Annotated in this window: 10 protein-coding genes; 1 reads left to right on the top strand and 9 read right to left on the bottom strand. The window is 76.1% G+C overall.

Translation table 11 applies throughout. The features are described from left to right. Positions 1–22 precede the first annotated feature (22 nt). The 5 genes from AB0H83_RS25685 to AB0H83_RS25705 form a co-directional block, all read right to left on the bottom strand. A complete protein-coding gene (locus tag AB0H83_RS25685) occupies positions 23–778 on the bottom strand; it encodes an alpha/beta fold hydrolase (protein ID WP_360098641.1) in 756 nt (251 codons plus the stop codon). Next, complete coding sequence (locus AB0H83_RS25690; protein WP_360098643.1) at positions 771–8,693, bottom strand: amino acid adenylation domain-containing protein; 7,923 nt, start codon at positions 8,691–8,693, stop codon at positions 771–773. The genes AB0H83_RS25685 and AB0H83_RS25690 overlap by 8 nt, the downstream gene beginning before the upstream one ends. A gap of 185 nt (positions 8,694–8,878) precedes the next feature. Beyond that, a complete protein-coding gene (locus tag AB0H83_RS25695) occupies positions 8,879–9,652 on the bottom strand; it encodes an NAD-dependent epimerase/dehydratase family protein (protein ID WP_360098645.1) in 774 nt (257 codons plus the stop codon). Between the two features lie 63 nt (positions 9,653–9,715). Further along, positions 9,716–10,921, bottom strand: a complete 1,206-nt coding sequence (gene mqnC / locus AB0H83_RS25700) for a cyclic dehypoxanthinyl futalosine synthase (RefSeq protein ID WP_360098647.1) — start codon at positions 10,919–10,921, stop codon at positions 9,716–9,718. Between the two features lie 50 nt (positions 10,922–10,971). After that, positions 10,972–11,901 carry a menaquinone biosynthesis protein gene (locus AB0H83_RS25705; protein ID WP_360098649.1) on the bottom strand — a complete coding sequence of 310 codons (930 nt, stop codon included), beginning with the start codon at positions 11,899–11,901 and terminating at the stop codon, positions 10,972–10,974. A gap of 162 nt (positions 11,902–12,063) precedes the next feature. On the opposite strand from AB0H83_RS25705, the gene AB0H83_RS25710 reads away from it, so the two are divergent. Continuing rightward, the gene (locus tag AB0H83_RS25710; protein ID WP_360098651.1) at positions 12,064–13,281 is read left to right on the top strand and encodes a nucleotide disphospho-sugar-binding domain-containing protein; all 1,218 of its coding nucleotides are present in this window, start codon (positions 12,064–12,066) and stop codon (positions 13,279–13,281) included. Between the two features lie 3 nt (positions 13,282–13,284). Here AB0H83_RS25710 and rfbH read toward each other — a convergent pair whose 3' ends face one another. From rfbH to AB0H83_RS25730, 4 genes are all read right to left on the bottom strand, one after another. Then, positions 13,285–14,595, bottom strand: a complete 1,311-nt coding sequence (gene rfbH, locus AB0H83_RS25715) for a lipopolysaccharide biosynthesis protein RfbH (protein ID WP_360098653.1) — start codon at positions 14,593–14,595, stop codon at positions 13,285–13,287. A gap of 28 nt (positions 14,596–14,623) precedes the next feature. Further along, positions 14,624–15,670, bottom strand: coding sequence for an NAD(P)-dependent oxidoreductase (locus AB0H83_RS25720; protein WP_360098655.1), 1,047 nt, complete (start codon positions 15,668–15,670; stop codon positions 14,624–14,626). A 150-nt stretch (positions 15,671–15,820) separates the two neighbouring features. After that, positions 15,821–17,146 carry an MFS transporter gene (locus AB0H83_RS25725; protein WP_360098657.1) on the bottom strand — a complete coding sequence of 442 codons (1,326 nt, stop codon included), beginning with the start codon at positions 17,144–17,146 and terminating at the stop codon, positions 15,821–15,823. A 1-nt stretch (position 17,147) separates the two neighbouring features. Then, positions 17,148–24,869 (bottom strand): amino acid adenylation domain-containing protein, encoded by a 7,722-nt coding sequence (locus AB0H83_RS25730; protein WP_360098659.1) that lies wholly within the window; start codon positions 24,867–24,869, stop codon positions 17,148–17,150. Between the last annotated feature and the right edge of the window lie 36 nt (positions 24,870–24,905).

Genomic DNA, 24,905 nt, shown 5'->3' on the forward strand with positions numbered 1-24,905 from the left:
CGGGAAAAGGTGGGCGGGGCGTTCAGCGCAGGGCGAGTTCGTCGGCGAGCCGGCCGAGGACGAGCCCGGCGTGGCCGAGGACGGCGAAGTGGTCGCCGGGCAGGATCCGCCGGTCGAAGCGGCCGGTGGTCACCGCGGCCCAGCCGTTGACGTCCTCGGGGCCGCTGACGGTGTCGCCGGCCCCGACGTAGGCGCTGACGGGGCAGGTGAGCGGGGGTCCGGGCGCGGGGACGTACCCCTCGACCATCGCCATGTCGGCCCGCAGCACCGGCAGGTAGACCGCGGCGATCTGCGGGTCGTCGAGCACCTCGGCGGGGATGCCGCCGTGCCGGGCCTGCATCGCCCGGCCGAACTCGAGGTCCGGCAGGTGGCTGAGCGCAGGCATCCGGGCGGCGCCGCCGGGCGGTTTCGCCCCGGCGATCACCAGCCGGGTCGGCGACAGCAGGTGCTCGCTGCGCAGGTGCCGGGCCAGCTCGTACGCGATGAGCGCGCCCATGCTGTTGCCCAGCAACGCGAACGGCACGTCCAGCGCCGGCAGCAGCGCGTCGGCGAGGTCGGGGACGAGGTCGACGACGCCGGTCGGCAGCGGCTCACTGAAGCGCGACTCGCGGCCGGGCAGCTGGACCGGGCACACCTCCAGCCCGTAGGGCAGGTGCTGCTGCCACATCCGGAACGCGGAGGCGGCCCCGCCGGCGTGCGGGAAGCAGAACACCCGCAGCACGGTGTCGTAGGAGCGCCGCCGGTTCGGCAGCCAGGGGTTGGGCAGGAAGTCATTCACCAGCGGTCACCGTCTTCGCGGAGGCGTTGCGGACATCGAAGGGGCGGCAGCAGCGGGTCTGCGGGTCGGCGACGGCCTCGGCGAGCAGCGCCGTGTACCGCTCGGCGAGCCGGGTGACGGTCGCGTCGTCGAACAGGTCCACGCTGTACTCGAGCAGCCCGTCGACGCCGAGGCAGGCACCGCCGGGGCCGAGCCGCTCCCGCAGCATCAGGTTGAGGTCGAACTTCGCCGTCGTCGACGGGGCCGGCTCGATCCGCATCCGCAGGCCGGGCAGCTCCAGCGCGCCGCGGTCGGTGTCGTCGGCGACGATCATCACCTGGAACAGCGGGTGCCGGGCGCCGGACCTGGCCGGGTTCAGCGCCCGTACCAGGTGGTCGAAGGGCACGTCCTGGTGGGCGTACGCGTCCAGGTCGGTGTCGCGGACCCTGGCGAGCAGGTCGGTGAAGGCCGGGTCGCCGGAGGTGTCGGTGCGCAGCACGACGGTGTTGACGAAGATGCCGACGAGGTCGTCGAGGGCCGGGTCGGTGCGGCCCGCGGCGGGCGTGCCGAGCGGGATGTCCGTGCCTGCGCCCGCGCCGGTGAGCAGCGCCGCGAGGGCCGCCTGGGCGACCATGAACACGCTGGCCCGGTGCCCACGGGCGAGCGCGGCCATGCCGTCGTGGACGGCGGCCGGGACGGTGAAGCGGACCCCGCGGCCGGCGGAGGTCGACACGGCCGGGCGGGGCCGGTCGAACGGCAGCGCCAGCTCCGCCGGGACCTTCGCCAGGGCCCGCCGCCAGTAGGCGGTCTGCCGGGACAGCAGGCTGCGGGGGTCGCGCTGCTCGCCGAGCAGCTGCTGCTGCCACAGCGTGTAGTCGGCGTACTGGGCCGGCAGCGGCTCCCACCGGACCCGGTCGCCGGCGACCCTGGCGGCGTAGGCGCGGGCGAGGTCCGTGGCGAGCGGCACCATCGACCAGCCGTCGCAGGCGATGTGGTGCAGCACCAGGCTCAGCACGTGCTCGCCGGGGCCGGCCGGCAGCAGCCAGGCGCGCAGCGGCAGGTCCGCCTCGAGGCGGAAGGCGGTGGCGGCGGTGCCGGCGAGGGCGGCGTCCAGGTCGAGGTCGCCGTCGATGAGGGTCAGCTCGACGGCGGCGTCGGCGGCCGGCACGATCCGCTGGGCGGCGACCCCGTCGAGCTCGACGACCGTGGTGCGCAGGCTCTCGTGTCGGGCGACGACGTCGCCCAGCGCCCCGGCGAGCGCCGCGGTGTCCAGGGTGCCGGTCAGCCGGATCGTCAGCGGCACGTTGTAGGTGGCGCTGGGGCCGGTCAGCCGGTACAGGAACCACAGGCGCTGCTGGGCGAAGGACAGCGGCACCACGCCGGGCCGCGGCGCCGGGACCAGCGGGGGCCGGGTGCTGCTGGCGGCGCGGTCGAGGCGGGCGGCGAGCCCGGCCGGGGTCGGCGCCTCGAACACCGCCCGGACCGGCACCTCCACGCCGAGGTCGGCGCGGAGGCGGGCGACGAGGCGGGTGGCGAGCATCGAGTGGCCGCCGAGGGCGAAGAAGTCGTCCTCGACGCCGATGCCGGGCCGGTCCAGGATCTCCTCCCAGACCCGCAGCATCGCGGCCTCGGCGGCGGTGCGCGGCGCCACGTAGGCCGCGCCGACCGGCTGCAGCGGCATGTCGGCCAGCGCCCGCTCGTCGGTCTTGCCGCTGGTCAGCTCCGGCAGCGCGGGCACGAAGACGAGGCGGGCCGGCACCATGACCGCCGGCAGCACCGCCCGCAGCCGCTTGAGCAGGGCGGCGGCCTGTGGCGCCGGGGCGGCGCCGTGTGCGACGAACCCGACGAGCGCCGGTTCGCCGTCGAGCCGGCGCACGAGCACGGCCGCGTCGAGGACGCCGGGTAGCTCCCGCAGCGCCGCGGCGACCTCGCCGGGCTCGATCCGCACGCCGCGCAGCTTCACCTGACTGTCGGTGCGGCGCAGGAACAGCAGCTGACCGTCGCCGCTCCAGCGCACCAGGTCGCCGGTGCGGTACAGCCGCCCGCCGGGCGGGCCGAACGGGTCGGGGACGAACGCGGCGGCGCTCGCGCCGGGCCGGTCCAGGTAGCCGTGGGCCAGCCCGCCCCCGGCGAGGTACAGCTCGCCGGCCGCGCCAGGCGGGACCGGGCGGAGCCGCTCGTCGAGCACGTAGGCGCGGGCGTTGCGGATCGGCCGGCCGATCGGGACGTGGCGCGGCAGCGGCCCGCGGCGGGTCCGCCAGGCGGTCGCCTCGATCGCCGTCTCCGTCGGCCCGTACAGGTTGAGCAGCTCGACGTCGAGCAGGTCCAGGCAGCGGCCGGCGAGTTCGGCCGGGAGCGCCTCGCCGCCGCAGAGGACGCGGCGCAGGGTCGTACACCGGCCGGCGTCGACAACGTCGAGGAACTGCCGCAGCGTGGTCGGCACGAACTTCACGGACGTCACCGCGAAGTCCTCGATCGTGCGGGCCAGGTAGCCGGGGTCGCGGTGCCCGTCGGGGTCGGCCAGGACGATGGTGGCGCCGGCGGCGAGCGTGCCGAACAGCTCCAGCAGCGCCGGGTCGAACGTCAGCGGGGTCTTGAACAGGACCCGGTCGGACGGGGTGACGGGGACGGCGTCGACGTACCAGCGCAGGGTGTTGACGACCGCCTCGTGCGGCACGACGACACCCTTCGGCCGGCCGGTGGAGCCCGACGTGTACAGCACGTACGCCTCGTCACCGGGCAGCGGCGCCGCGATGCTTTCTGTGGTGTCGCCGCCGATGCCGCCGGTGTCGTCGGTGTCGTCGGTGAGCACGACCGGCACGTCGGGCAGCAGGTCGCGGTGCGCCGCGTCGGTGACCGTGACGGCCGGGCGGGCGTCGCTCAGCAGCCGCGCGATGCGGGCCGCGGGCGCGTCGAGGTCGACGGGGATGAACGCGGCGCCCGCCTTGCCGGCGGCGAGGGCTGCGGCGACCAGGTCCGCGCCCCGGGGCAGGGCCAGGGCGACCCGCCCGTCGCGGCCCGCCCCGCAGGCGCGCAGCCGGGCGGCGAGCCGGGCGGCCCGCGCGTCCAGCTCCGCGTAGGTGACCGGGCCGCCGGCCCCGTCGAGCGCGACCGCGTCGGGAGTCCGCCGGACCTGTGCCGCCACCAGCTCCGGCAGCGTCGCCGGGTCCCGCGACGGCTGCGAGGCAAGGCCCTGCGACGGCTGCGAGGCAAGGCTCTGCGACGGCTGTGGGGCGGCGCCCTGCGGCGGCTGTGGGGCGGCGCCCGACCAGGTGTGCAGGACCAGGTCGCGTTCGGCGGGGTCCATGACGTCGAGGTCGGCGCAGCGCACGTCGGGGTCCGCGGCGACCGCGGCCAGGACCCGCACCAGGCGGGTGGCGAGCCGGTCCGCGTCGGCGCGGTCGAAGCGGTCGGTGCGGTACCGCAGGTCGGCCCGGATGCCGTCGCAGCGCCCGCCCGGGCCGAAACGCTCCCGCAGCACCAGGACCAGGTCGAACTTCGCGGTCGTCGCGGCCAGGGCCTCCTCGGTGACCCGCAGGCCGGGCAGTTCGGCGCGCACCTGTTCGGTGCCGTCGGCGACGAGCATCACCTGGAAGAACGGGTGGCGGCCGTCGTCGCGGGGCGGGTTGAGGGCGAGCACCAGGTGCTCGAACGGGACGTCCTGGTGCGCGTACGCGGCGAGGTCGGTGTCGCGGACCCGCTCCAGCAGCTCCCGGAAGGTCGGGTCGCCGGAGGTGTCGGTGCGCAGCACGAGGGTGTTGACGAAGAAGCCGACGAGGTCGTCGAGGGCCTCGTCGAGGCGGCCGGCGACGGGGCTGCCGATGGGGATGTCGGTGCCGGCGCCGAGGGCGGTCAGCAGCGCGGCGAGGGCCGCCTGCACGACCATGAAGACGCTGCCGCGGCCGTTGCGGGCCAGCCGGGCCAGGGCGGCGTGCAGCGCGGGCTCGACCGTGAAGCGCACGTCGGCGCCCCCGCCCGGCGCGCCGGTGCCGTTGCCCGGCAGTTCCAGGGCGGCGGGCGCACCGGCGAGCGCGGTCCGCCAGTACGCGACCTGCCGGCTCAGCAGGCTGCTGGGGTCGGTGTCGGCGCCGAGCAGCCGCTGCTGCCACAGGGTGTAGTCGGCGTACTGGACCGGCAGCGGCGCCCACCGCGGCAGTTCGCCGTCGCGGCGGGCGGCGTAGGCGGCGGTGAGGTCGCGCGCCAGCGGCGCCATCGACCAGGCGTCGGCGGCGATGTGGTGCAGCACCACGACGACGACGTGCTCGCCGGCGCCGAGCGCGAACAGGTGCACCCGCAGCGGCAGCTCGGCGGTGAGGTCGAACGGCTCGGCGGCGGCCGCGGCGATCGCGGCGGGCAGGTCGCCGGGGTGCACGGACCGGGCCGAGCACGGGACACGGACCGTGGCGGCGGGCTCGACCTGCTGCACGGCGATGCCGTCGACGGTGCGCACCGTCGTGCGCAGCGTCTCGTGCCGGGCGGCGACGTCGTGGAACGCGGCCCGCAGCGCCTCGGCGTCCAGGTCGCCGGTCAGCCGCAGCGCGAGGGGGATGTTGTACGTGGCGGCGGGCCCCTCGAACTCGTGCAGGAACCACAGCCGTTGCTGCGCCGGGGACAGCGGCACCGCCGGCGGGCGGTCGGCGGCCACCAGCGCGGGCCGGATCCCGGCGACGAGCCGGCCGCGGCCGGCGTCCAGGGCCGCGTCGAGCGCGGCGTCGAGGCCGCCGGCGATGGCCGCGATCGTCGGGGTCTCGAAGAGCGTCCGGATCGTCAGCTCCAGGCCCAGCGCGGCGCGGACCCGGCTGACCAGCCGCGTCGCCAACAGCGAGTGCCCGCCGAGGGCGAAGAAGTCGTCCTCGACGCCGATCCGGTCGCGGCCGAACACGTCGGACCACACGCCGGCGAGGCGCCGCTCGAGGTCGGTGCGGGGGGCGACGTAGGCGCGCCGGGCGACCTGGACGCCGTCGGTGCCGCGGGCCAGCAGCGCCGCCCGGTCGACCTTGCCGTTGGCGCCGGCCGGCAGCGCGGCGTGCAGCACGTAGCCGTCGGGGACCATGTACCGCGGCAGCCGGGTGCCGAGCTGCTCGTGCCAGTCGGCGAGCTGCCCGGCCGCCGGGGCGGCGACGACGTGTGCGACGAGCCGGTCGTCGCCGTCGGTGTCGCCGCGGAGAGGCAGCACGACGACCTCGGTGGCGCCGGTGACCGCGCGCAGCGCCGCCTCGACCTCGCCGAGCTCGATGCGGTACCCGCGGATCTTCACCTGCTGGTCGCGGCGGCCGAGGTACTCGATGGTGAGCCCGTCGCCGCGGCGGCGGCAGCGGGCTAGGTCGCTGGTGCGGTACAGCCTGGCGCCGGGCCGCGACCCGTACGGGTGCGGGACGAACGCGGCGGCGGTGAGGCCGGGCCGGCCGGCGTAGCCGCGGGCGAGGCCGCCGCCGACGTACAGCATGCCGGGCACGCCGACGGGGACGGGGCGCAGGTCGTCGTCGAGGACGTACGCCTCGGCGTTGGGGTACGGCCCGCCGATGAGGCACAGCGCGCCGCCGTCGCCTTCCCGGTCGTGCACGAGGTAGGTGCTGTCGATGGTGGCCTCGGTCAGGCCGTAGGAGTTGACGACCTCCCCGCCGGGGCCGAGCAGCGCCCGCAGCCGCACCAGGTCGTCGCCGTGCACCAGGTCGGAGCCGACGATGAGCAGGCGCAGGCCGTCGAGGCGGGCACCGGTCGCGGCGGCGTGGTCGGCGAGGCGGCGGGCGACGAGCGGCACGAACTCGGCGCAGTCGACGGCCTCCCGCCGCAGCAGCTCCAGCAGGTGCTCCGGCTGCAGCAGCAGCTCGCGCGGGCACAGCACGAGACGGGCGCCGTTGCACAGGGCGCGGGTGAGGTCGCCGACGAAGACGTCGAAGCCGAAGTTCGCCATCTGCAGCACCGACGTGACCCGGCCCGGCAGCCGGTACGCCTGGTCCCAGCCGCGCTGCACGGCCAGCAGCGCGTCGTCGGTGACCATGACGCCCTTCGGCCGGCCGGTCGAGCCGGACGTGAAGATGACGTACGCGAGGGCACCCTCGACCCGCCGGGGCGCCCGTCCGCCGCCGTCCTCGGCGACCGGGTCGTCCAGGACGACGCTGACGCCGTCGAACTGGTCGTCCAGGGCGACGCTGACGCCGTCGAACTCGGCGGCCAGGGCGGTGGTGGTGACCGCGAGCCGGACCCCGGCGTCGGCGGCCACGGCAGCGCGGCGGGCGGCGGGCTGGTCCGGGTCGAGGGCGACGAACGCCGCCCCGGCCTTCCACACGCCGAGCACCGCGACGACGAGGCCCGCGCAGCGGGGCAGGAGCACGCCGACGCGGCCCTCCGGCCCGGCACCGTGCCGGCGCAGCCGCCGGGCGAGGGCCTCGGCGCGGGTGTCCAGGTCCGCGTAGGACAGCCGCTCGCCGTCGTGGACGACCGCGGTCGCGTCCGGGGTCGCCGCGGCCTGGGCCTCGAACAGCTCCAGGACGTTGCGCGCCGGATGCGGCGCGGTGACCGGCCCGCGACCGGCGGCGAGCAGCTCCCGGCACTGCGCCGGCGGGGTCAGCTCGATGCCGTCGACGCGGTCGCCGGGGTGTGCGGTCAGGCCGCGCAGCACGTGCTCGTACATGGCGGCGAAGCCGTGCACGGTCACCGCGTCGAACAGGGCCGTGTCGTACTCGAAGACGACGGTGAGGTCGCGTTCGACGATGAGCATGTCGACGAACAGGTCGACCTTCGCGACGGCCGCGGGCGGGGTCAGCACCGACGCGTGCAGGCCGGTCGGGTGCGGCATGACCCGGGCCCGGTCGAGGTTGAAGAACGTCCGCAGCAGCGGCGCCGGGCCGGTGCCTTCCCCACGGAGCAGCTCGATGCTGAAGTCGGGGTGGTCGTAGGCGCCGACGAGGGCCTGCTGGACGGCCCGCACCTGCTCGGCGACCGTGGCGGCGCCGTCGCGGACCAGCCGGACCGGCAGCACCGTGTTGCAGTGCCCGACGAGCACGTCCGCGCCGGGGTGGTCGCGCTGGGCCACCGGGATGCCCACGACGATGTCGTCCTCGCCGGTGAGCCTGTGCAGCAGGTGCGCGTACGCGGTGAACAGCACCGTGAACAGCGTCGTGTGCAGCTCCCGCGCGCGGGTGGCGGCGAGGCCGGCGACGGCCGGGTCCAGGGCGAGCTCGATGCGGGCGGCCGGGCCGGCGCCGCGGGCGGGCCGGGGCCGATCCAGCGGCAGCTGCAGCACGGGCCGGGGGCCGCGGAACCGTCCGGTCCAGTACGCGGCCGCCGCCTGGCCGGCCGGGCCGTCGCGGCGGGCCGCCTGGCGCGCGACGTGGTCGCGGTAGGCCGGTGCGGGCCCCAGTCCGGCGGGGACGCCGGTGCGCTCCTGCTCGTACAGGCGCAGCAGCTCGTCGATGACGACCACGAACGACCATCCGTCGATGACGCTGTGGTGCACCAGCAGGTGCAGCTGGTGGTGCTCGGGCCCGAGGCGCAGCAGCGCGGCGCGCAGCAGCGGCCCGCTGGTCAGGTCGAAGGTCTCCCGGACCCGGTCCTGCAACCAGGCCGCGCGGTCTTCGCCCACGTCCACGACGGGCAGCTCGACCGGCGCGGGCGGCTGTACCCGCTGCCAGGAGCCGTCCGCGGCGAAGACGGTCCGCAGGCTGTCGTGCCGCGCCACCACCGCGTCCAGCGCCCGGCGCAGCGTGCCGATGTCGAGCGGACCGGCCAGGTCCAGCAGCGCGGTCTCGTTGTAGGCCTGCGAGGAGGCGTCGCCGAGCTGGTCGAGGAACCAGATCTCCCGCTGCGTCTGCGACAGCGGATAATGCGCTGCCGCGGCGTGCGGTTCGGCCTCGCTGATCAGCGCGTACACATGCGCCATCACCCTCGCGTGCACCGTCAGCAGCCGGTCGACCGAGGCTTCCAGGTCGCTCATCGTCGCGTCGTCGGTCGGCTGCACAGGTCCCCCGTCTCGATGGTGCCCGCGACTGACCGTAGGCGGCGGGGCCTAGCACAATCCTCAAACTTCGCCGCGCACCGGTACGGGCTGCAACGCGGGCCGGCCGCCCCTTCCCGACGCCGGCCGGCCCGCTGCTCGTGCGCTCCCCGCCCGTGGCCCGCTCAGCGCGTCGGCGCTGCCACCGCCCGGTCCAGGTAGCGGTCCAGCAGCATGTCGAGGTAGCCCGGGTCGGCGGGGGCGACCGGCGAGACGGTGCCGAAGTCCGGCACGAGCGTCCGCAGCCGCTCCAGGGACACCTCGGTGCGGGAGAACGGACCCGTCGAGTAGACCCGGTCGGGCGCGGCGCCGAGGCGCTTCGCGACGCCGTCGACGATCTCCTCGACCGGCAGCGGCCGGCCGGAGGCGACGTTGACGACCACGTCGCCGGCGCCGGCGACGAGGAGCCGGTCGATGGCGTGCATCAGGTCGCGGGCGTCGAGCAGGTCGCGGTGCGCCCCGCGGTACACGGTGACGGTGCCGCTGCCGACCTGCCGCACGATCGCCGGCAGCAGCTGGTGCGGCCGCTGGTGCGGGCCGACCACGTGGCTGAGCCGCAGCACGACGTGGCGCACCCCGGACGCCCGCACGCAGGCCTCCAGGGCCAGCTTGTGCCGGCCGTACGCCGACGGCGGGAACAGCGGCCCGTCCTCCGCCGCGGGGGCGGCGGTGTGGCCGTACATCGCGAACGACGCGGTGGAGAAGTACAGCAGCGTCCGGTCCTGCGCCGCGCACCCGCGCAGCGCCGCGTAGAGCACCTCGGCCTCCCGGTCGAACTCGGCCGGGTCGGTGACCGAGGTGCTGGACACGCCCGCGGCGAGGGCCGTCACCTCCGGGAACCGGTCGCCGAACGCCTCGCCGAGGTTCTTCGCCAGGAACCCGTTACCGATGATCTGCATGTCATCCTCCCGACCGGGCCGGCGCCGGCCGGAGCTCGTCGCCGCGACAGCCACCCGCACGGCTCATCCGACCGGTGTCACCTTCAACAGCCGCTGGGGCGCGATCGCGCCGATTCCGCCGCCCTCGACCGCGGTCGAGCTCAGGTGCGACACCACGCGGTCGTCGACCGGGTCGTCGGCCGGGTCCTCCAGCACCCGCAGGTGCTCGTAGGTGGTGCTGCGCTGGGCCGGCACCCGGCCCGACGCCCGGATCAGGTGGATCATCTCCAGCAGGTTGGAGCGGTGCTTCGCCCCCGCGGAGGAGACCACGTTCTCCTCCAGCATCACCGAGCCGAGGTCGTCGGCGCCGTAGTGCAGCGACAGCTGACCGATCTCCTTGCCGGTCGTGAGCCACGAGCCCTGGATGTGGGCGACGTTGTCGAAGAACAGCCGGGCGATGGCGATCATCCGCAGGTACTCCAGGGAGGTCGCCTGCGTCTGGCCCTGCAGCTTGTTGTTCTCCGGCTGGTACGTGTACGGGATGAACGCCCGGAACCCGCCGGTGCGGTCCTGCACGTCGCGGACCATCCGGAGGTGCTCGATGCGCTCCGCGTTGGTCTCGCCGGTGCCCATGAGCATCGTGCAGGTCGACTCGACGCCCAGGCCGTGCGCGATCTCCATGATCTCCAGCCAGCGCTCGCCGCTCTCCTTCAGCGGGGCGATCGCCGTGCGGGCCCGGGCCGGCAGCAGCTCGGCGCCGGCGCCGGCGAACGAGTCGAGGCCGGCCGCCTTGATCCGCTGGATCGCCTCCTCCGGGCTGACCCCGGACACCTTCGCCATGTGCTGCACCTCGGACGCGCCGAGCGAGTGGATGACCAGCGACGGGTACGCGTCCTTGATGGCCTTGAACATGCCCTCGTAGTACTCGACGCCGTAGTCCGGGTGGTGCCCGCCCTGGAACATGATCTGGGTACCGCCGAGCTCCACGGTCTCCGCGCAGCGGCGCAGGATGTCGGTGAGGTCGCGCTCCCAGGTCTTGTCGCTCTTCGGCGGCGCGTAGAAGGCGCAGAACTTGCACGCCGTCACGCAGACGTTGGTGTAGTTGATGTTGCGTTCGATGATGTACGTGGCGATGTGCTCGACACCGGCGTACCGGCGGCGGCGCACCGTGTCCGCCGCGGCGCCGAGGGCGTGCAGCGGCGCGGAGCGGTACAGCTCCAGCGCCTCCTCGGCGGAGATGCGTTCGCCTGCGGCGGCTCGGTCGAGCACCGCACTGGCAGATCGGGGCATGGCAGAGCCTTTCGGGGAGTGACGATGTCCGTGTGCCGGGCCGGCCCGGGTCACGGCGTTGACAGCAACCGCACCTCGACGTCCGGCGGGAAGCCGGCCTCCGGGCCGCCGACCCGGCGGGCGAACTCGGCGATCCCGGCCAGCTGCCGCGGTCCGAGGCTGAAGTCGAGCGCCGTCACGTAGTACCGGCGCAGGATCGCCGCGTCGAACGGCTCCCAGCGGGCCGCCTGCTCGCAGACGGCGTCGACCTCGCGCAGCGACAGGTCCCGCGACGCCAGGAACGCCCGGTGCACCCGCTGGACGGTGCGCGGCTCCCGGGCCGCGAAGTCACGGCGGGCGGCGAACACCGCGAAGACGAACGGCAGGCCCGTCCACTCCCGCCACATCTCGCCGAGGTCGTACACGTGCAGGTTCAGCCGCTGCGCGTCGGCGAGCGCGGCCCGCAGCGCGACGTCGCCGATGACCACGGCCGCCGGTGCGTCGCTGAGCATGACGTCCAGGTCGGGCGGGGCCGCGAAGTACTGCGGCCGCACCCCGACGAGGTCGCTGAGCAGCAGCGCGGCCAGCCGGACCGAGGTGCGGCTGGTGGAGCCGAGCGCCACCCGCGCGCCGTCGAGCCGCTCCAGCGGCACCTTGCTCACGATGAGGCACGACATGACCGGGCCGTCGCTGCCCACCGCGATGTCGGGCAGCGCGACCAGGTCGCCGGCGTGCTTGAGGAACTCCATCAGGCTGATCGGCCCGATGTCCAGGTCACCGGCGGTGAGGGCGTCGCTGAGCCCGTCCGGGCTGTCCCGGCGCAGGTCGAGGTCGAGCAGGCTGCCGGTGCGGGCGAGCCCCCAGAACAGCGGCACACAGTTGAGGAACTCGATGTGCCCGACGCGCGGGCGCACCGGGCGGCGCCATCCGGCCGGTGCGATGCCGTTGGCGAACGGGATCGCCGGGGTCGGCTCGGTGAGGGTGCCGAGCGGTTCAGGCATCGCGACTCCTGCGTTCGAGCGGTCGGAAGGCACCCGCGGACGACGGTCACTATCCAGCACCGGACGGGTGCCGGGCCCGCGATGCACCTGAAGTCTGGGGGTTTCCCGGGTTCTTGCGCCGTGCCCGGCCCGTGACCGAGGTGGCGGCGGCATCCTGGGCGGGTGCGTGTGCTGTTCTCCGTCTCGTCCTGGCCCACCCACTACTCGGCGATGGTGCCGCTCGGCTGGGCGCTGCAGGCGGCCGGGCACGAGCTGCGGGTGCTGTGCGCGCCGTCGCAGACGGCGGCGGTGGCCGGGGCCGGCCTGCCGCCGGTGCCGCTGCTGGGCGGCATGGAGGTGGCCGTGCACAACCGGCTCTCCTACGTCCGGGAGGCCCTCGCCGGGCAGTGGCCGTACCCGTGGACGCCGCTGCACCCGGTGACCGGCGCGCAGATGTCCACACTGGACGGTTTCGACGCCGCGGCGTACGCGCGCACCGACGGGGCCAGGTTCGCCGCGGCGTCCGCGGCCGGGCACGACGCCGCCGTGGCGTTCGCCCGGCAGTGGCGCCCGGACCTGGTCGTGCACGACCCGGTCAGCACCGAGGGCCTGCTTGCCGCGATGGTGGCAGGTGTACCGGCGGTGCTCGCGCTCTGGGGTCCGGTGGGCACGCACGAGCCGCCGCCGGTGCGGATCCTGCCCGACGACCTCGGCGACTCGTTCGCCAGGCACGGCTTCGGACCGTTCGGGCCCGACCTGATCCGGTTCGTGCTCGACCCGTGCCCGGACGAGGTGGTGCCGCCGGTGCGCGGGCTGCGGCTGCCGGTGCGGTACGTGCCCTACAACGGTCCCGGCGTGCCGCCGGCCGGGATGACTCGGGGCGCGGCGAAGCGGGTGTGCGTCACGTGGTCCACGGCGCTGAGCACGATGACCGGCCCGCGGTCCTACGCGCTGCCGGCGATCGTCGCCGCGCTCACCGGCCTCGGCGTGGAGACGGTGCTCACCGCGACCCGCGAGGACGCCGCGGCGCTCGGCCCCGTCCCGGACGGGGTGCGGCTGCTGGAGCGGTGCCCCCTGTACGCGCTGCTGCCCGGCTGCGACGCGGTCGTCCACCACGGCGGCGCCGGCAGCGCGATGACCGCCATGGTGACCGGAACCCCGCAGCTGGCCATCACGTTCGCCAGCGAACAGGCCCGCCTCGCCGGGCGGATCGCCGCGTCCGGCGCCGGGCTGCACCTGCCGGGGCACACCGCCACGGTGGAGGCGATCGGGGCCGCGGTCGCGGCGCTGCTGGCGGATCCCGGGCACCGCCGGGCCGCGGCCGGCCTGCGCCGGGCCGCGGTCAACCGGCCGACTCCGGTGGAACTGCTGCCCCGCCTGGAGAAGCTCGCCGCGGGTTAGCGCTCAGTGCTTGCGCTCCGCGAACTCGCGGATCGAGGACACCATGTAGTCGATCATCTCGGTGGTGACGCCCGGGAAGACGCCGATCCAGAACGTCCGCTCCGTGATGACGTCGCTGTTCTCCAGGCTGCCGCTGACCCGGTACGGCTCGTCGCGGTACGCGGGCTGCCGGGCCAGATTGCCGGCGAACAGCAGCCGGGTGCCGATGTTGCGCGACTGCAGGAAGTCCACCAGCGCCCGCCGCTCGAAGCCCGCGTCGGCGGTGAGGGTGATGACGAAGCCGAACCAGCTCGGGTCGCTGCCCGGCGTCGCCTCCGGCAGCAGCAGGCCCGGCGTGCCGTCGAGGCCGTCGCGCAGCCGCTGCCAGTTGCGCCGGCGGGCGGCCACGAAGTCCTCGAGCTTGGTCAGCTGGGTCAGGCCCAGCGCGGCCTGGATGTCGGTCGCCTTCAGGTTGTAGCCGACGTGGGAGAAGATGTACTTGTGGTCGTAGCCGTACGGCAGGTCACCCATCTGGTAGTCGAACCGTTTGAGGCACTTGTTGTCCTGCCCCGGCTCGCACCAGCAGTCCCGGCCCCAGTCGCGCATCGACTCGGTGACCCGCGCCAGCTCCAGGCTGTCGGTGAGGATGCAGCCGCCCTCCCCCATCGTCAGGTGGTGCGCCGGGTAGAAACTGACCGTGGAGTAGTCCCCGAACGTGCCGGTGATTTTTCCCTGGTACGTGGAGAGCACCGCGTCGCAGTTGTCCTCGACCAGGAACAGCCCCCGGTCCTTGCACAGCTGCCGGATCTCCGCGACCGGGAACGGGTTGCCCATCGTGTGCGCCATCATGACCATGCGGGTCTTCGGGCTCAACGCCGCCTCGACCCGCTCCACGGTGGTGTTGTAGGTGCCGAGGTCGACGTCGACGAAGACCGGCACCAGTCCGTGCTGCAGCAGCGGGTTCACCGTCGTCGGGAAGCTGGCCGCGACGGTGATCACCTCGTCGCCGCGGCGCAGGCGCCGGTCGCCCAGCTCCGGTGCGCCCAGCGACGCGACGGCCAGGAGGTTGGCCGAGGAGCCGGAGTTGGTCAGGTGCGCCTTGCGCACGCCGATCGCGCGGGCGAAGAGCCGCTCGAAGCGCAGCGCGGTCGCGCCGGAGGCGATGCGCATCTCCAGGGCCTGCTCGACCAGGGCGGCCCGGTCGTCCTCGTCCAGGACCGCGCCGGACGGCATGATCGGCGTGACCCCCGGCACGAAGCCCTGATCGGCCGCCGCCCGGTCGCGGTGGAGTTTGCGGGTCTGCTCCAGGATGAGCTGCTTGACCTCGTCAGCCATGCGTGGGATCTCCGTTCGGTGCAGAGCGTCAATGGGGGGCGGTCGCGCCACCGGGGCCGACCGGCTGCGCTGCCCGTCCGTGCGCCCGCGCCTGCAGCCACAGTGCGGCGACGGCGTCAGCGAGCGGCCGGGACGGCTCCCAGCGCAGGTCGCGCCGGGCGGTGCCGAGGTCGAGCGGCTGTGCGGTGATGCCCGCGTCCCGGCGATCGCCCGGCGCGGTCGGACTGGACGGTCGGGCGGTGCCCCCGGCGCACCGCAGCAGCAGGTCCACCACGTCGGTGACGGCGGTCAGCCGCCCACCGCCGATGTTGACCACCGGGGGTCCCCCGCGGGCCGTCGCGGCGCGCAGGACGGCGTCGCCGACGTCCCGGACGTCGACGAAGTCCCGGGCGCCGGCCAGTGGCGGCAGCTCGACGCCGGCCTGGCCGGTGCCGTCGTCCGCGGCGAGCCGGCGGGCGATCCCGCCGAGCAGGCCCTCCGGGGGCGCGAACGGGCCGACGGCGGTGGAGATGCGCAGCACGACCGCGTCGATGCGGCCCGCGGCCACGGCGGCGGTCACGATCCGGGTCCCGGCGAGCTTCGTCCGCGCGTACCGGCTGACGGGGCGCTCGGTGAGGTCCTCGGTGAGCGGCATGCCGGGCGGCTGGTCGCCGTACTCGTACGCAGAGCCGATGTGCACCAGCCTGACGCCACCGGTACTGCCACCGGCGCGTGCCGGCACCGCGGCGACCGCGGCGACCAGGCGCCGCACCAGCAGCACGTTGCCGTCGTGCAGCTGCCGCTCGTCGGCCCCGGCGGCGCCCCACAGCGCGCCGGCGGCGTTGACGACGGCGTCCGGCCCGGCCCGCAGCAGCGCGCCGGCGAGATCCCCGGGGTGGTCGCGGACCGGGTCGAGGCGCAGGCAGGCACAGCCGGGGTCGAGCTTCGGGCCGGCCGCCGCGGGGTCGCGGACGGCGGCGGTGACCCGCCAGCCGGCCCGCAGCATGGCCGTGGTGACGTTGCGCCCGACGAACCCGGTCGCACCGAACACCACCGCGTGCGGCGCCCGATCCGGGGTCGGCCCGGTGGTGTGCATGACGGCCTCCTTGACGGCCCCGACGGCGCCCGGCCGTGCGGCGGGCCGCCGACGTCCTGCCATCGTGTGGCAGGCGCAGCGGATCGGTGCCGCATGCAAATCAAGTCTGGGGGTTTCCCCGGACTCCGGCCCCGCCGCCGCGTCGCCACCTCACACCGCCACCGGCTGCGGCGGCGCGCCGGCGGCCACGGCAGGTGCCGGGGCGTCGGGCAGTTCCCGCTCCAGCAGGCGCACCCTCGGCCGCAGCGCGGTGAACACCACGATGGCGAGCAGCAGCGGCGCGGCGGCCAGGAACACCAGCGCGATCCCGCCCGCGGTGCCGCCCCCGGTGACCCGTCCGAGGGTGCCCGCGAGGGGGCCGCCCGGCTCGACCAGCGGCGTCGCGGCGTACTGCGCGAGCGGGCCCGCGGTCGCGTACGCGAGGGGCTGCGCGGACCAGGCGATCATCCGCCGGACCGCGAACACCCGGCCCTGCACCTCCTGTGGTGTCTTGCGCTGCCACAGGGTGGCGGTGACCGCGTTCGTCACGGCGTAGCCGGCGAGGATGCCGAACATGCCCGCGGCTGCCGTCCACACGGCGTGCCCGGCGCCCATCGCGACGACCAGCGCCGCCTGTACGGTGGCGACGGTGAGCACGGCGCGCACTCGGTGCCGCGGCTCGCGGGTGACGCTGATGACGGCACCGCCGAGCACCATCCCGGCCCAGCCGACGGCCTCCACGATGCCGTAGGCGGCCGCCCCGGACAGGCTCAGCACCAGCGGCGGGACCAGCACGATCACCCACTGCATGCCGAAGTTGTGCACCGCGAAGAACAGCAGCAGCCCGGACAGCCCCGGCCGGGCCCTGATGTACCGCCAGCCGGCGCTCAGCTCGCCGGTGAGCCGCGCCGCCCGGTCGCGGTCGCGGGCCGGCGGGGGTGGCATCCGGCGCAGCGACCACAGCATCGTGCCGAGCGCCGCGGTGAACGTGACCACGTCGAGCAGCAGCAGCCCGCGCAGGCCGAGGACGCCGTACAGGCTGCCGGCGATGACGGCGCCGAGCACCTCGCCGAGGGCCTCGGCGAGGCCGACCCGGCCGTTGGCCCTGCTCAGGTGCTCCCGCGGCACGATCTCGCCGACCAGCGCCGAGAACGCCGGCCACTGGATCGCCTTGAACACCGACAGCAGGACCGCGACCACGTACACCTGCCAGAGCGCGAACAGTCCGGCGCTGACCAGGATCAGGGCGACCAGCGTGACCGCGGCGGTGCCGGCGTCGCTGAGCAGCATCGCCCGGCGGCGGTCCCACCGGTCGACGAGGGCACCGGCGAGCGGTAGCAGCACGATGCCGGGCAGCGTCGCGGCGAGCACCAGGAACGTGAACGCCGCCGGCGAGCCCGTCCGGTCGTAGACCCAGATGCCGGCGGCGAACGCCGTCACCGACGAGCCGATGAGGGAGACGGCCTGGCCGGCCCAGACGACGTGGAACAGCCGCATGTCAGGCGCCTTCCGGGCGGTCGGTGAGCTCGCCGAGCACGGCGAACAGCTCGGCGAGGCGCTCGCGCACGGTCGCGGCGTCGTACAGCGCGGTGCTGTACTCGACCCAGCCGCTGATGCCCTCGGCCGTGTCGTGGCAGCGCAGGTGCAGGTCGTAGCGGCAGGTGCCGCGGTCCATGTCGACCGGCTCGAGCCGCAGGCCGGGCATCGGGCCCGCGCCGGGCGGCAGGTTCTGCACGGCGAACATGAACCGGCACAGCGGCGGCCGGTCGCCGGCCCGCGCGGCGGGGTCGTAGCGGTCGGCGAGCACCTCGAACGGGGTCTGCGGCTGATCCCAGATCGCGAGCATCGTGCCGCGCACCCGGGCGACCAGCTCGGGCAGCGTGGGTGCGCCGGTGACGTCCGCGGGCACCGGCACGACGTCGGCGAACGGCCCGACCTCGTCCTGCGCCGAGGCCGGCCGGGCGGCCACGGGCACCGCGACGAGGAAGCGTTGCGCGCCGACCTGCCGGGCCAGCCAGAGCTGGACCGCGGCGAGCAGGACCATGAACGTGGTCGCGCCCGTCGCGCCGGCCGCCGCGCGGACCGCCCCGGCCAGCTCGGCGGGGAGCGTGAAGCGGTGCACGGCGCCGGCCACGGACCAGGTCCCGGCCCGGGGCCGGTCGGGGGCGGCGGCGACGTCGACGGGGACGCCGCGCAGCAGGTCGTCCCAGAACCGCAGGTCGCCGGCGGCGGGCGCCGCGTGGGCGGCGAACCCGGCGACCCGGGGCAGCGCCGGCCGGACGCCGCCGGTGAGGTGTGTGTAGTACGCGGCGAGGTCGCGCTGGATGACGCTGAGCGACCAGCCGTCGGCGACGGCGTGGTGCACCGCGACCGCGAACAGGTGCCGGTCCGCGGCGGTGCGGGCGACGGTGGCCCGCACCGGGGAGCCGCCGGTGAGGTCGAACGGGCGGCGCAGGTCGGCCTCGGCGAGGGCCACGGCGTCGGCCTCGCTGCCGGCGTCCTGGACCGTGATCCCGGCCGGCAGGACCGGCTCGACGATCGCGTGTCCGCCGCCGGCGGTGAATCTGGTGCGCAGCGCGGGGTGCCGGGCCACGACCGCGTCGACGGCCCGGGTGAGCGCGACGACGTCGAGGGCGCCGTCCAGCCAGGCCGCGAAGCCGATGTGGTACGCCGCCCCGGCCGCCGGGTGCCGCACCATGGCCGCCTGCGCGGGGGTCGGCCGGCCGGTGCCGGCGGACTCCACCGTGGACGCATCGGGGGCCGGCAGCTCCCCGCCGGAAACCTCGACTGTGGACGTGGCGGACACCGGCCGCTCCCCGCCGACCGACTCCACTGTGGACGCGGTGGGAAGCGGTGCGGCGACGGCGGTGGCGAGCGCGGCCACGGTCCGCAGCTCGAAGACCGCCCGCAGCGGCACGGCCCGGCCGAACGCGGCCCCCAGCGCGGCGGCGAGCCGGGCGGCGAGCAGCGAGTGCCCGCCGATGGCGAAGAAGTCCTCGTCCCGGCCGACCGGCCCGGCGTGCGGCAGTTCGGTGCGCAGCACCTCGTGGACCACGGCGGCGACGCGGCGCTCGGTGCCGGTCCGTGGCGGGTCGGCGGCCGGCGCCGCGAGCGGCACCGCGGCGAGGGCGGTGCGGTCGACCTTCTGGTTGGTGGTGCGCGGCAGCGCCGCCAGGGCGTGCACCGTCGCCGGCACCATGTGCTCCGGCAGCAGGTCGCGCAGCGCCGCCTGTACCGCGGCGGCATCCACAGCGCCGGGTGCCACGAAGGCGGCCAGCCGGGCCGGCGTCCCGGTGGCGACGACGGCGGCCTCGGCGATGCCCGGCAGCCCGCGCAGCACCGCCTCGACCTCGCCGGGCTCGACCCGGTTGCCGCGGATCTTCACCTGGTCGTCGGCGCGGCCGACGAAGTGCAGCACCCCGTCGGTGTCGCGGACCGCGGTGTCGCCGGTGCGGTACGCGCGGGCGCCCGGCACCCCGGAGAACGGGTCGGGCACGAACCTGGCCGCGGTCAGCGCCGGCCGGCCGTGGTAGCCGTCGGCGAGCCGGTCACCGCCGATCCACACCTCGCCGGGCACGCCGGTGGCGGCGAGGTCGCCGGCGGCGTCGACGAGCCAGGCGCGGGCGCCGGGGACGGGCCGGCCGATGGGGGCGCCGCCGAGCTCGCCGGGTCCGGCGTCGACGGGGTGCCAGGTGGTGGTCATGGTGGCCTCGGTCGGCCCGTACTGGTTGACGACCGTGGGCCGCCCGGCGAACAGGGCCCGGGCGCGGGCAGCGTCGTGCCGGTCGAGGACCTCCCCGGCGGTGAGCAGCAGCCGCAGCCGCAGCCCGGTCCCGGGGCGGGCCGCGGCCTCCGCGAGCAGCGCCCGCAGCAGGGTCGGCACGACGCTGAGCAGGCAGGTGACGCCGTCGCGGTCGATCGCGTCGAGGATGGCGGCCGGGTCGGTGGCCTGCTCGTCGGCGAGGAGCACCACGCGGGCTCCGGCGGCGAGGGGGCCGATGAGGTCCCGGACCGACGCGTCGAAGGCGAGCGCCGGCAGCTGCAGGACGGTGTCGGCCGGGCCCAGCCGGAACGTCGGCAGCAGGTACCGGGTGAGGTAGCCGGCCGCGGCCGCGTGCGGGGTGCGGACCCCCTTCGGCGTCCCCGTCGAGCCGGACGTGTAGGCGAGGTAGGCGACGGACTGCGGCCTGGGCCGGCCGTCACCCGCCAAGGCCGGGGCCGCCGGGTCGCGGCGCTGGATGGCGAGGCCCTCGGTGATGAAACTGTGCGCGCCGCTGTCGCGCAGGACCGCGTCCCGCCGGGCCTGGGGGTGGCGCAGGTCGAGCGCGACGTACGCGGCGCCGGTCCGCAGCACGGCGAGGACCGCCACGACCTGGTCGGCGCCGCGGGGCAGGGCGATGCCGACCACATGACCGGCCCGCACCCCACGGGCGCGCAGCCGGCCCGCGAGCGCACCGGCCCGCTCGCCGAGCTGCCGGTACGTGACCGCACCGGCGCCGGAGAGGACCGCCACCGCGTCGGGGCGCCGGGCGATCTCGTCGCCGACGAGCGTGTGCAGGCACGTCGGCGCCGGCCGGCCCGCGGGTTCCTCGCCGGTGAGCGCCGCACGCTGGGCCGCGTCGAGCAGGTCGAGGCGTTCGAGGGGGGTGTCGGGTGCGGCGACCGCGCCGGCGAGCAGAGTCAGCAGGTGCCCGCCGGTGCGGACCACGCGGCCGGCGTCGAAGCGGGCCGTCTGGTACACCAGCGAGCCGGCGAGCCCGTCGGGGCCGTCCTCGAAGGACAGGTTCAGCTCGGCCTTCGCCGAGGACGGGACGAACGGCTCGGGGTGCAGCGTCACCCCGCCGGCCAGGGTCGCCACGCCCGGTGGCTGGTCGATGGTGACGGTGTACCGGGTGAGCGCCGCCGCGTCCAGCCGCAGCGCCTCGACGAGCCGGGCGAACGGCAGCTGCCGGTGCTCGTACGCCTCGACGACCGCGGTCCGCACGTCGCGCAGCAGCTCCCGGAACGTGCCGGTGCCGCGCACCCGGACCCGCAACAGGACGGTGTTGAGCAGCATCCCGACGACGTGCTCCAGCTCCGGCCGGGCCCGGTCGGCGACCGGCATCGCCAGGACCACATCGCCGCCGCCGGTCCAGCGGTGCAGCAGCGTCACGTACGCGGCGAGCAGCACCATGAACGGCGTGCCGCCCTCGGTTGCGGCGAGGTCCCGCAGCGCGGACGCGACCGGTGCGGGCACGGTGAAGCGGTGCGCGGACCCGGCCGGGTCCGGGGTCGCCGGCCGGGGCCGGTCGGCGGGCAGCTCGGGCGCCGCGGGCAGGTCCCGCAGCCGGTCCCGCCAGTACGCGAGCTCCGCCTCGAGCCGGTCGCCGCCGGCCAGGCCGCGCTGCCACCGCGCGTAGTCGGCGGCGGTGCGGCGGGCCGGCACCGGCGGCTGCGGGCGGCCCGCGGCGGCCGCCTCGTAGGCGGTGACGAGGTCGTCGTGCAGGACGTTGAGCGACCAGGCGTCGACGACGGCATGGTGGAACGCCAGGGCCAGGACGTGCTCGCCGTCGGCGACGGCGACCAGGGCGGCCCGCATCAGCGGCGGCTCGGCCAGGTCGAACCCGGCGCCGGTGACGTCGCCGACGAGGCGGGACAGCGCGGCGGCGCGGTCCGCCGCCAGCAGGTGCCGCAGGTCGTGCTGGTGCACGGTGACGTCGAGCCGGTCGGCGACGACCCGGCGCGGTTCGCCGCCGGCGGCGGTGAACGTGGTCCGCAGCGCGTCGTGCCGCCGCGGCAGCGCGGTCAGCGCGGTCACGAGCGCGGCGGCGTCCAGCGGGCCGCGCAGCCGGCTGACGACCGGCACCACGTACGACGGGTCGGCCGGGTGGAGCTGGTCGAGAAGCCACAGCCCGGCCTCGGCCGCGGACAGCTCCGGCACCGGGCCGGTCCCGGCCGGCACCGCCGGGACCGGGGGCAGCGGCGGGCCGGCAGCCGGCCGGTCCAGCAGCGGCGCGAACCGGGCCGGGGTCGGCGCGTCGAACGCCCAGCGCAGCGGCGCGTCGACACCGAAGGTCTGCTGGACCCGCGACAGCAGCCGCACGGCGAGGATCGAGTGGCCGCCGAGGGCGAAGAAGTCGTCGTCGCGCCCGACCCGTTCGACGCCGAGGACCTCCGACCACAGCGCCGCGAGCTCCTCCTCGACCGGGCCCTGCGGGGCGGTGTAGCCGGCGCGGTCCGGTGTCACGTCCGGCGGGTCGGGCAGCCGCCGGTAGTCGACCTTGCCGCTGGACAGCTGCGGCAGCGCCGGCAGCACCACGATCGCGGCCGGCACCATGTACTCCGGCAGCCTCGACCGCAGCCAGGCCTGCAGTCCGGCGATGTCAGGCGCGGTGCCGGCGGGGGTCACGTACGCGATGAGGCGCTCGTCGCGGGCGATCACGGCGGCGTGCCGGACCCGCTCGGTGAGCACCGCCTCGATCTCGCCGAGCTCGACCCGGAAGCCGCGCAGCTTCACCTGCCGGTCGAGCCGGCCGAGGAAGTCGATGCGGCCGTCGTCGCGCCAGCGCACCAGGTCGCCGGTGCGGTACAGCCGGCCGCCCGGCGGCCCGAACGGGTCGGGCACGAACCGGTCGGCGGTGAGGCCCGGCCGGCCGAGATAGCCGCGGGCCAGCTGGACGCCGCCGACGCACAGCTCGCCGGGCACGCCGACGGGCTGCGGCTGCAGGGCGGCGTCCAGCACGTAGCAGCGCACGTTGGTGGTGGCCGCGCCGATCGGCACGCGGGGGTCGCCGTCGAGGCGGCACCGGTCGGCGGTGACATTGACGGCGGTCTCCGTGGGCCCGTACGCGTTGTACAGCTCCGCGCCGAGTGAGCCGAGGAACCTGGCCCGCAGCTCGGGGGTGAGGGCCTCGCCGGCGCTCTTGACCACGCGCAGCGCGGGCAGCGGGGTGTCGCCGCCGTACGCCAGCAGCGCCGCCAGCATCGTCGGCACGAACCGCACGTAGGTGACCCGCTCCGCGGCGAGCACCGAGCGCAGGTAGGCCGGGTCGCGGTGGCCGCCGGGCTCGGCGATGACCAGCCGGGCGCCGCTGGACAGCGCGGCGAAGATCTCCACGACCGAGTCGTCGAAGGTGACGTTCGTCTTGAACAGCACGGTCGCGCCGGGGCCGAGCGCGAACCGGTCGACCTGCCAGTGCACCTGGTTGTGGGCGGCGCGGTGGCTGACCATGACGCCCTTGGGCCGCCCGGTCGAGCCGGAGGTGTAGAAGACGTACGCGAGGTGCTCCGGCAGGATCTGCGGGTCGGGGCAGCGGTCCGGCCGGGCCGCGATCCGGTCGCGCTCGGCGTCCAGGCGCACCGCGGTGGCGCCGGTGCCGTCGAGGATCCCGGCGAGCGGGCCGTCGGTGACGACGAGGGCCGCGCCGGCGTCGCGGACGACGGTGCCGGTGCGGTCGGCCGGGTGCTCCGGGTCCAGCGGCAGGTACGGGGCGCCGGCCCGCACGATCGCGACGATCGCGACGACCAGGTCGATGCCGCGGTGCAGCAGCACGCCGACTGGCCGGTCCGGGCCGGCGCCGGCGTCGCGCAGGTGTCCGGCGAGCCGGTCGACGCGGGCGGCCAGCTCCCGGTAGGTGACCTGGCGGCCGCGCTGGACGAGGGCGATGTCGTCGCTGTCGCGGCGGGCGGCGATGCGCGCGGTGAGGTCGGGCCGGTCGGTGTGCACCCGGACCGGCCCCTGCCACGCCTCGGTCACCAGCGCGTGCTCGGCCGGGTCCAGCAGCGGCAGCCGGTCCACCGGCAGCGAAGGGTCGGCGGCCGCGGCGGCGAGCAGGTTCAGGTAGTGCCGCAGCGCGCGGCGGGCGGCCGGCTCGTCCCACACGTCGCGCCGGTACTCGACCTCGACCTCCAAGCCGTCGGGCAGCTCGCTGACCGAGACGGCGAGGTCGAACTTCGCGGTGTCCGGGCGGCACCGCTCGACCAGGGTCATGCGGGCCGCACCGAGCCGCACCGTGGTGCCGGTCCGGGCGGCGGAGCTGTTCCAGTCGAACACCACCTGCAGCAGCGGGTTCGTGCCGGTGTCGCGGGCCAGCGGCAGCGCCGCGACCACCCGCTCGAACGGCACGTCCTGATGCGCCTGGGCGGCGGTGGCCGCGTCGCGGACCCGGCCCAGCAGGGTCGCGAACGGCAGGCGGGGCTCGACGTCGGCGCGGACCACGACGGTGTTGACGAACAGGCCGACGAGCGGCTCCAGCTCCGGCAGGGCACGGTTGGCCACGGGGGTGCCGACGAGGATGTCGCGCTGCCCGCTGTAGCGGTGCAGCAGCGCGTGCAGCGCGGCCAGCAGCACCACGTACGGGGTGGCGCCGTGGGCGCGGGCGACGGCGCGCACGGCGGCGGTGACACCGGCGGCGACCCTGCCCCGCACCCGGCCGCCGCCACCGGCACCCGAGGCGGCGCCCTCGCCGCCGACTCCCGTGGTGGCGGGGCCGGGGCATGGGGACGGCAGTTCCAGGCGCTCGGCGGCGCCGGCCAGCTGCCCGGTCCAGTAGGCCAGCTGCCGGTCGTAGCCGCCGTCAGCGAGGCGGCGCACCTGCCAGGCGGCGTAGTCGGCGTACTGGATCGGTGGGTCGGCCGGGGCCGGCCCGGCGCCGAGCGCCGCGGCGTAGCCGGCGGACAGCTCGCGGGCGAGGATGTCGACGGACCAGCCGTCGAAGGCGACGTGGTGCAGGGTGAGCACCAGGTGGTGCCGGTCGGCGGCGGTGCGGGCGAGCACGGCCCGCCACACCGGCCCCTCGCGCAGGTCGAACGGGCGGTGGTACTCGTCGCGGGCCAGCCCGTCCAGCCGCTCGTCGGCGGCGCCGGGCAGGTCTACCCGCCGCAGCCGCAGGCCGACCGGCCCGGTCACCTGTTCCTCGCCGTCGTCCGTGGACCGGTACCTCGTGCGCAGGATCTCGTGCCGCCGCTCGACGCCGCGCAGCGCCGCCTCCAGGGCGTCCGGATCCAGCGGGCCGTCGATGCGCAGCGTGAAGATCACGTGGTAGGTGGGGGTGCCCGGGCGCAGCCGCTCCAGGAACAGCAGGCGCTGCTGCGCCGGGGACGCCGGGCGCGGGCCGCCGCCACGCGGGATCGCCGGTGCCGGCGGCCCGGCGGCGAGCCGCGCCAGCCGCTGCTCCACCAGGTCGCGCACGTCCGCCGCCAGGCCCGCCGGACCGGAGCCGGGGCTGGTGCTGGTGCTCATCGGGGTCCCTCCGTCGCGCGCGGGCGCCGGCACACC

The organism is Dactylosporangium sp. NPDC050688 (assembly GCF_040654515.1).
Classification (GTDB): domain Bacteria; phylum Actinomycetota; class Actinomycetes; order Mycobacteriales; family Micromonosporaceae; genus Dactylosporangium.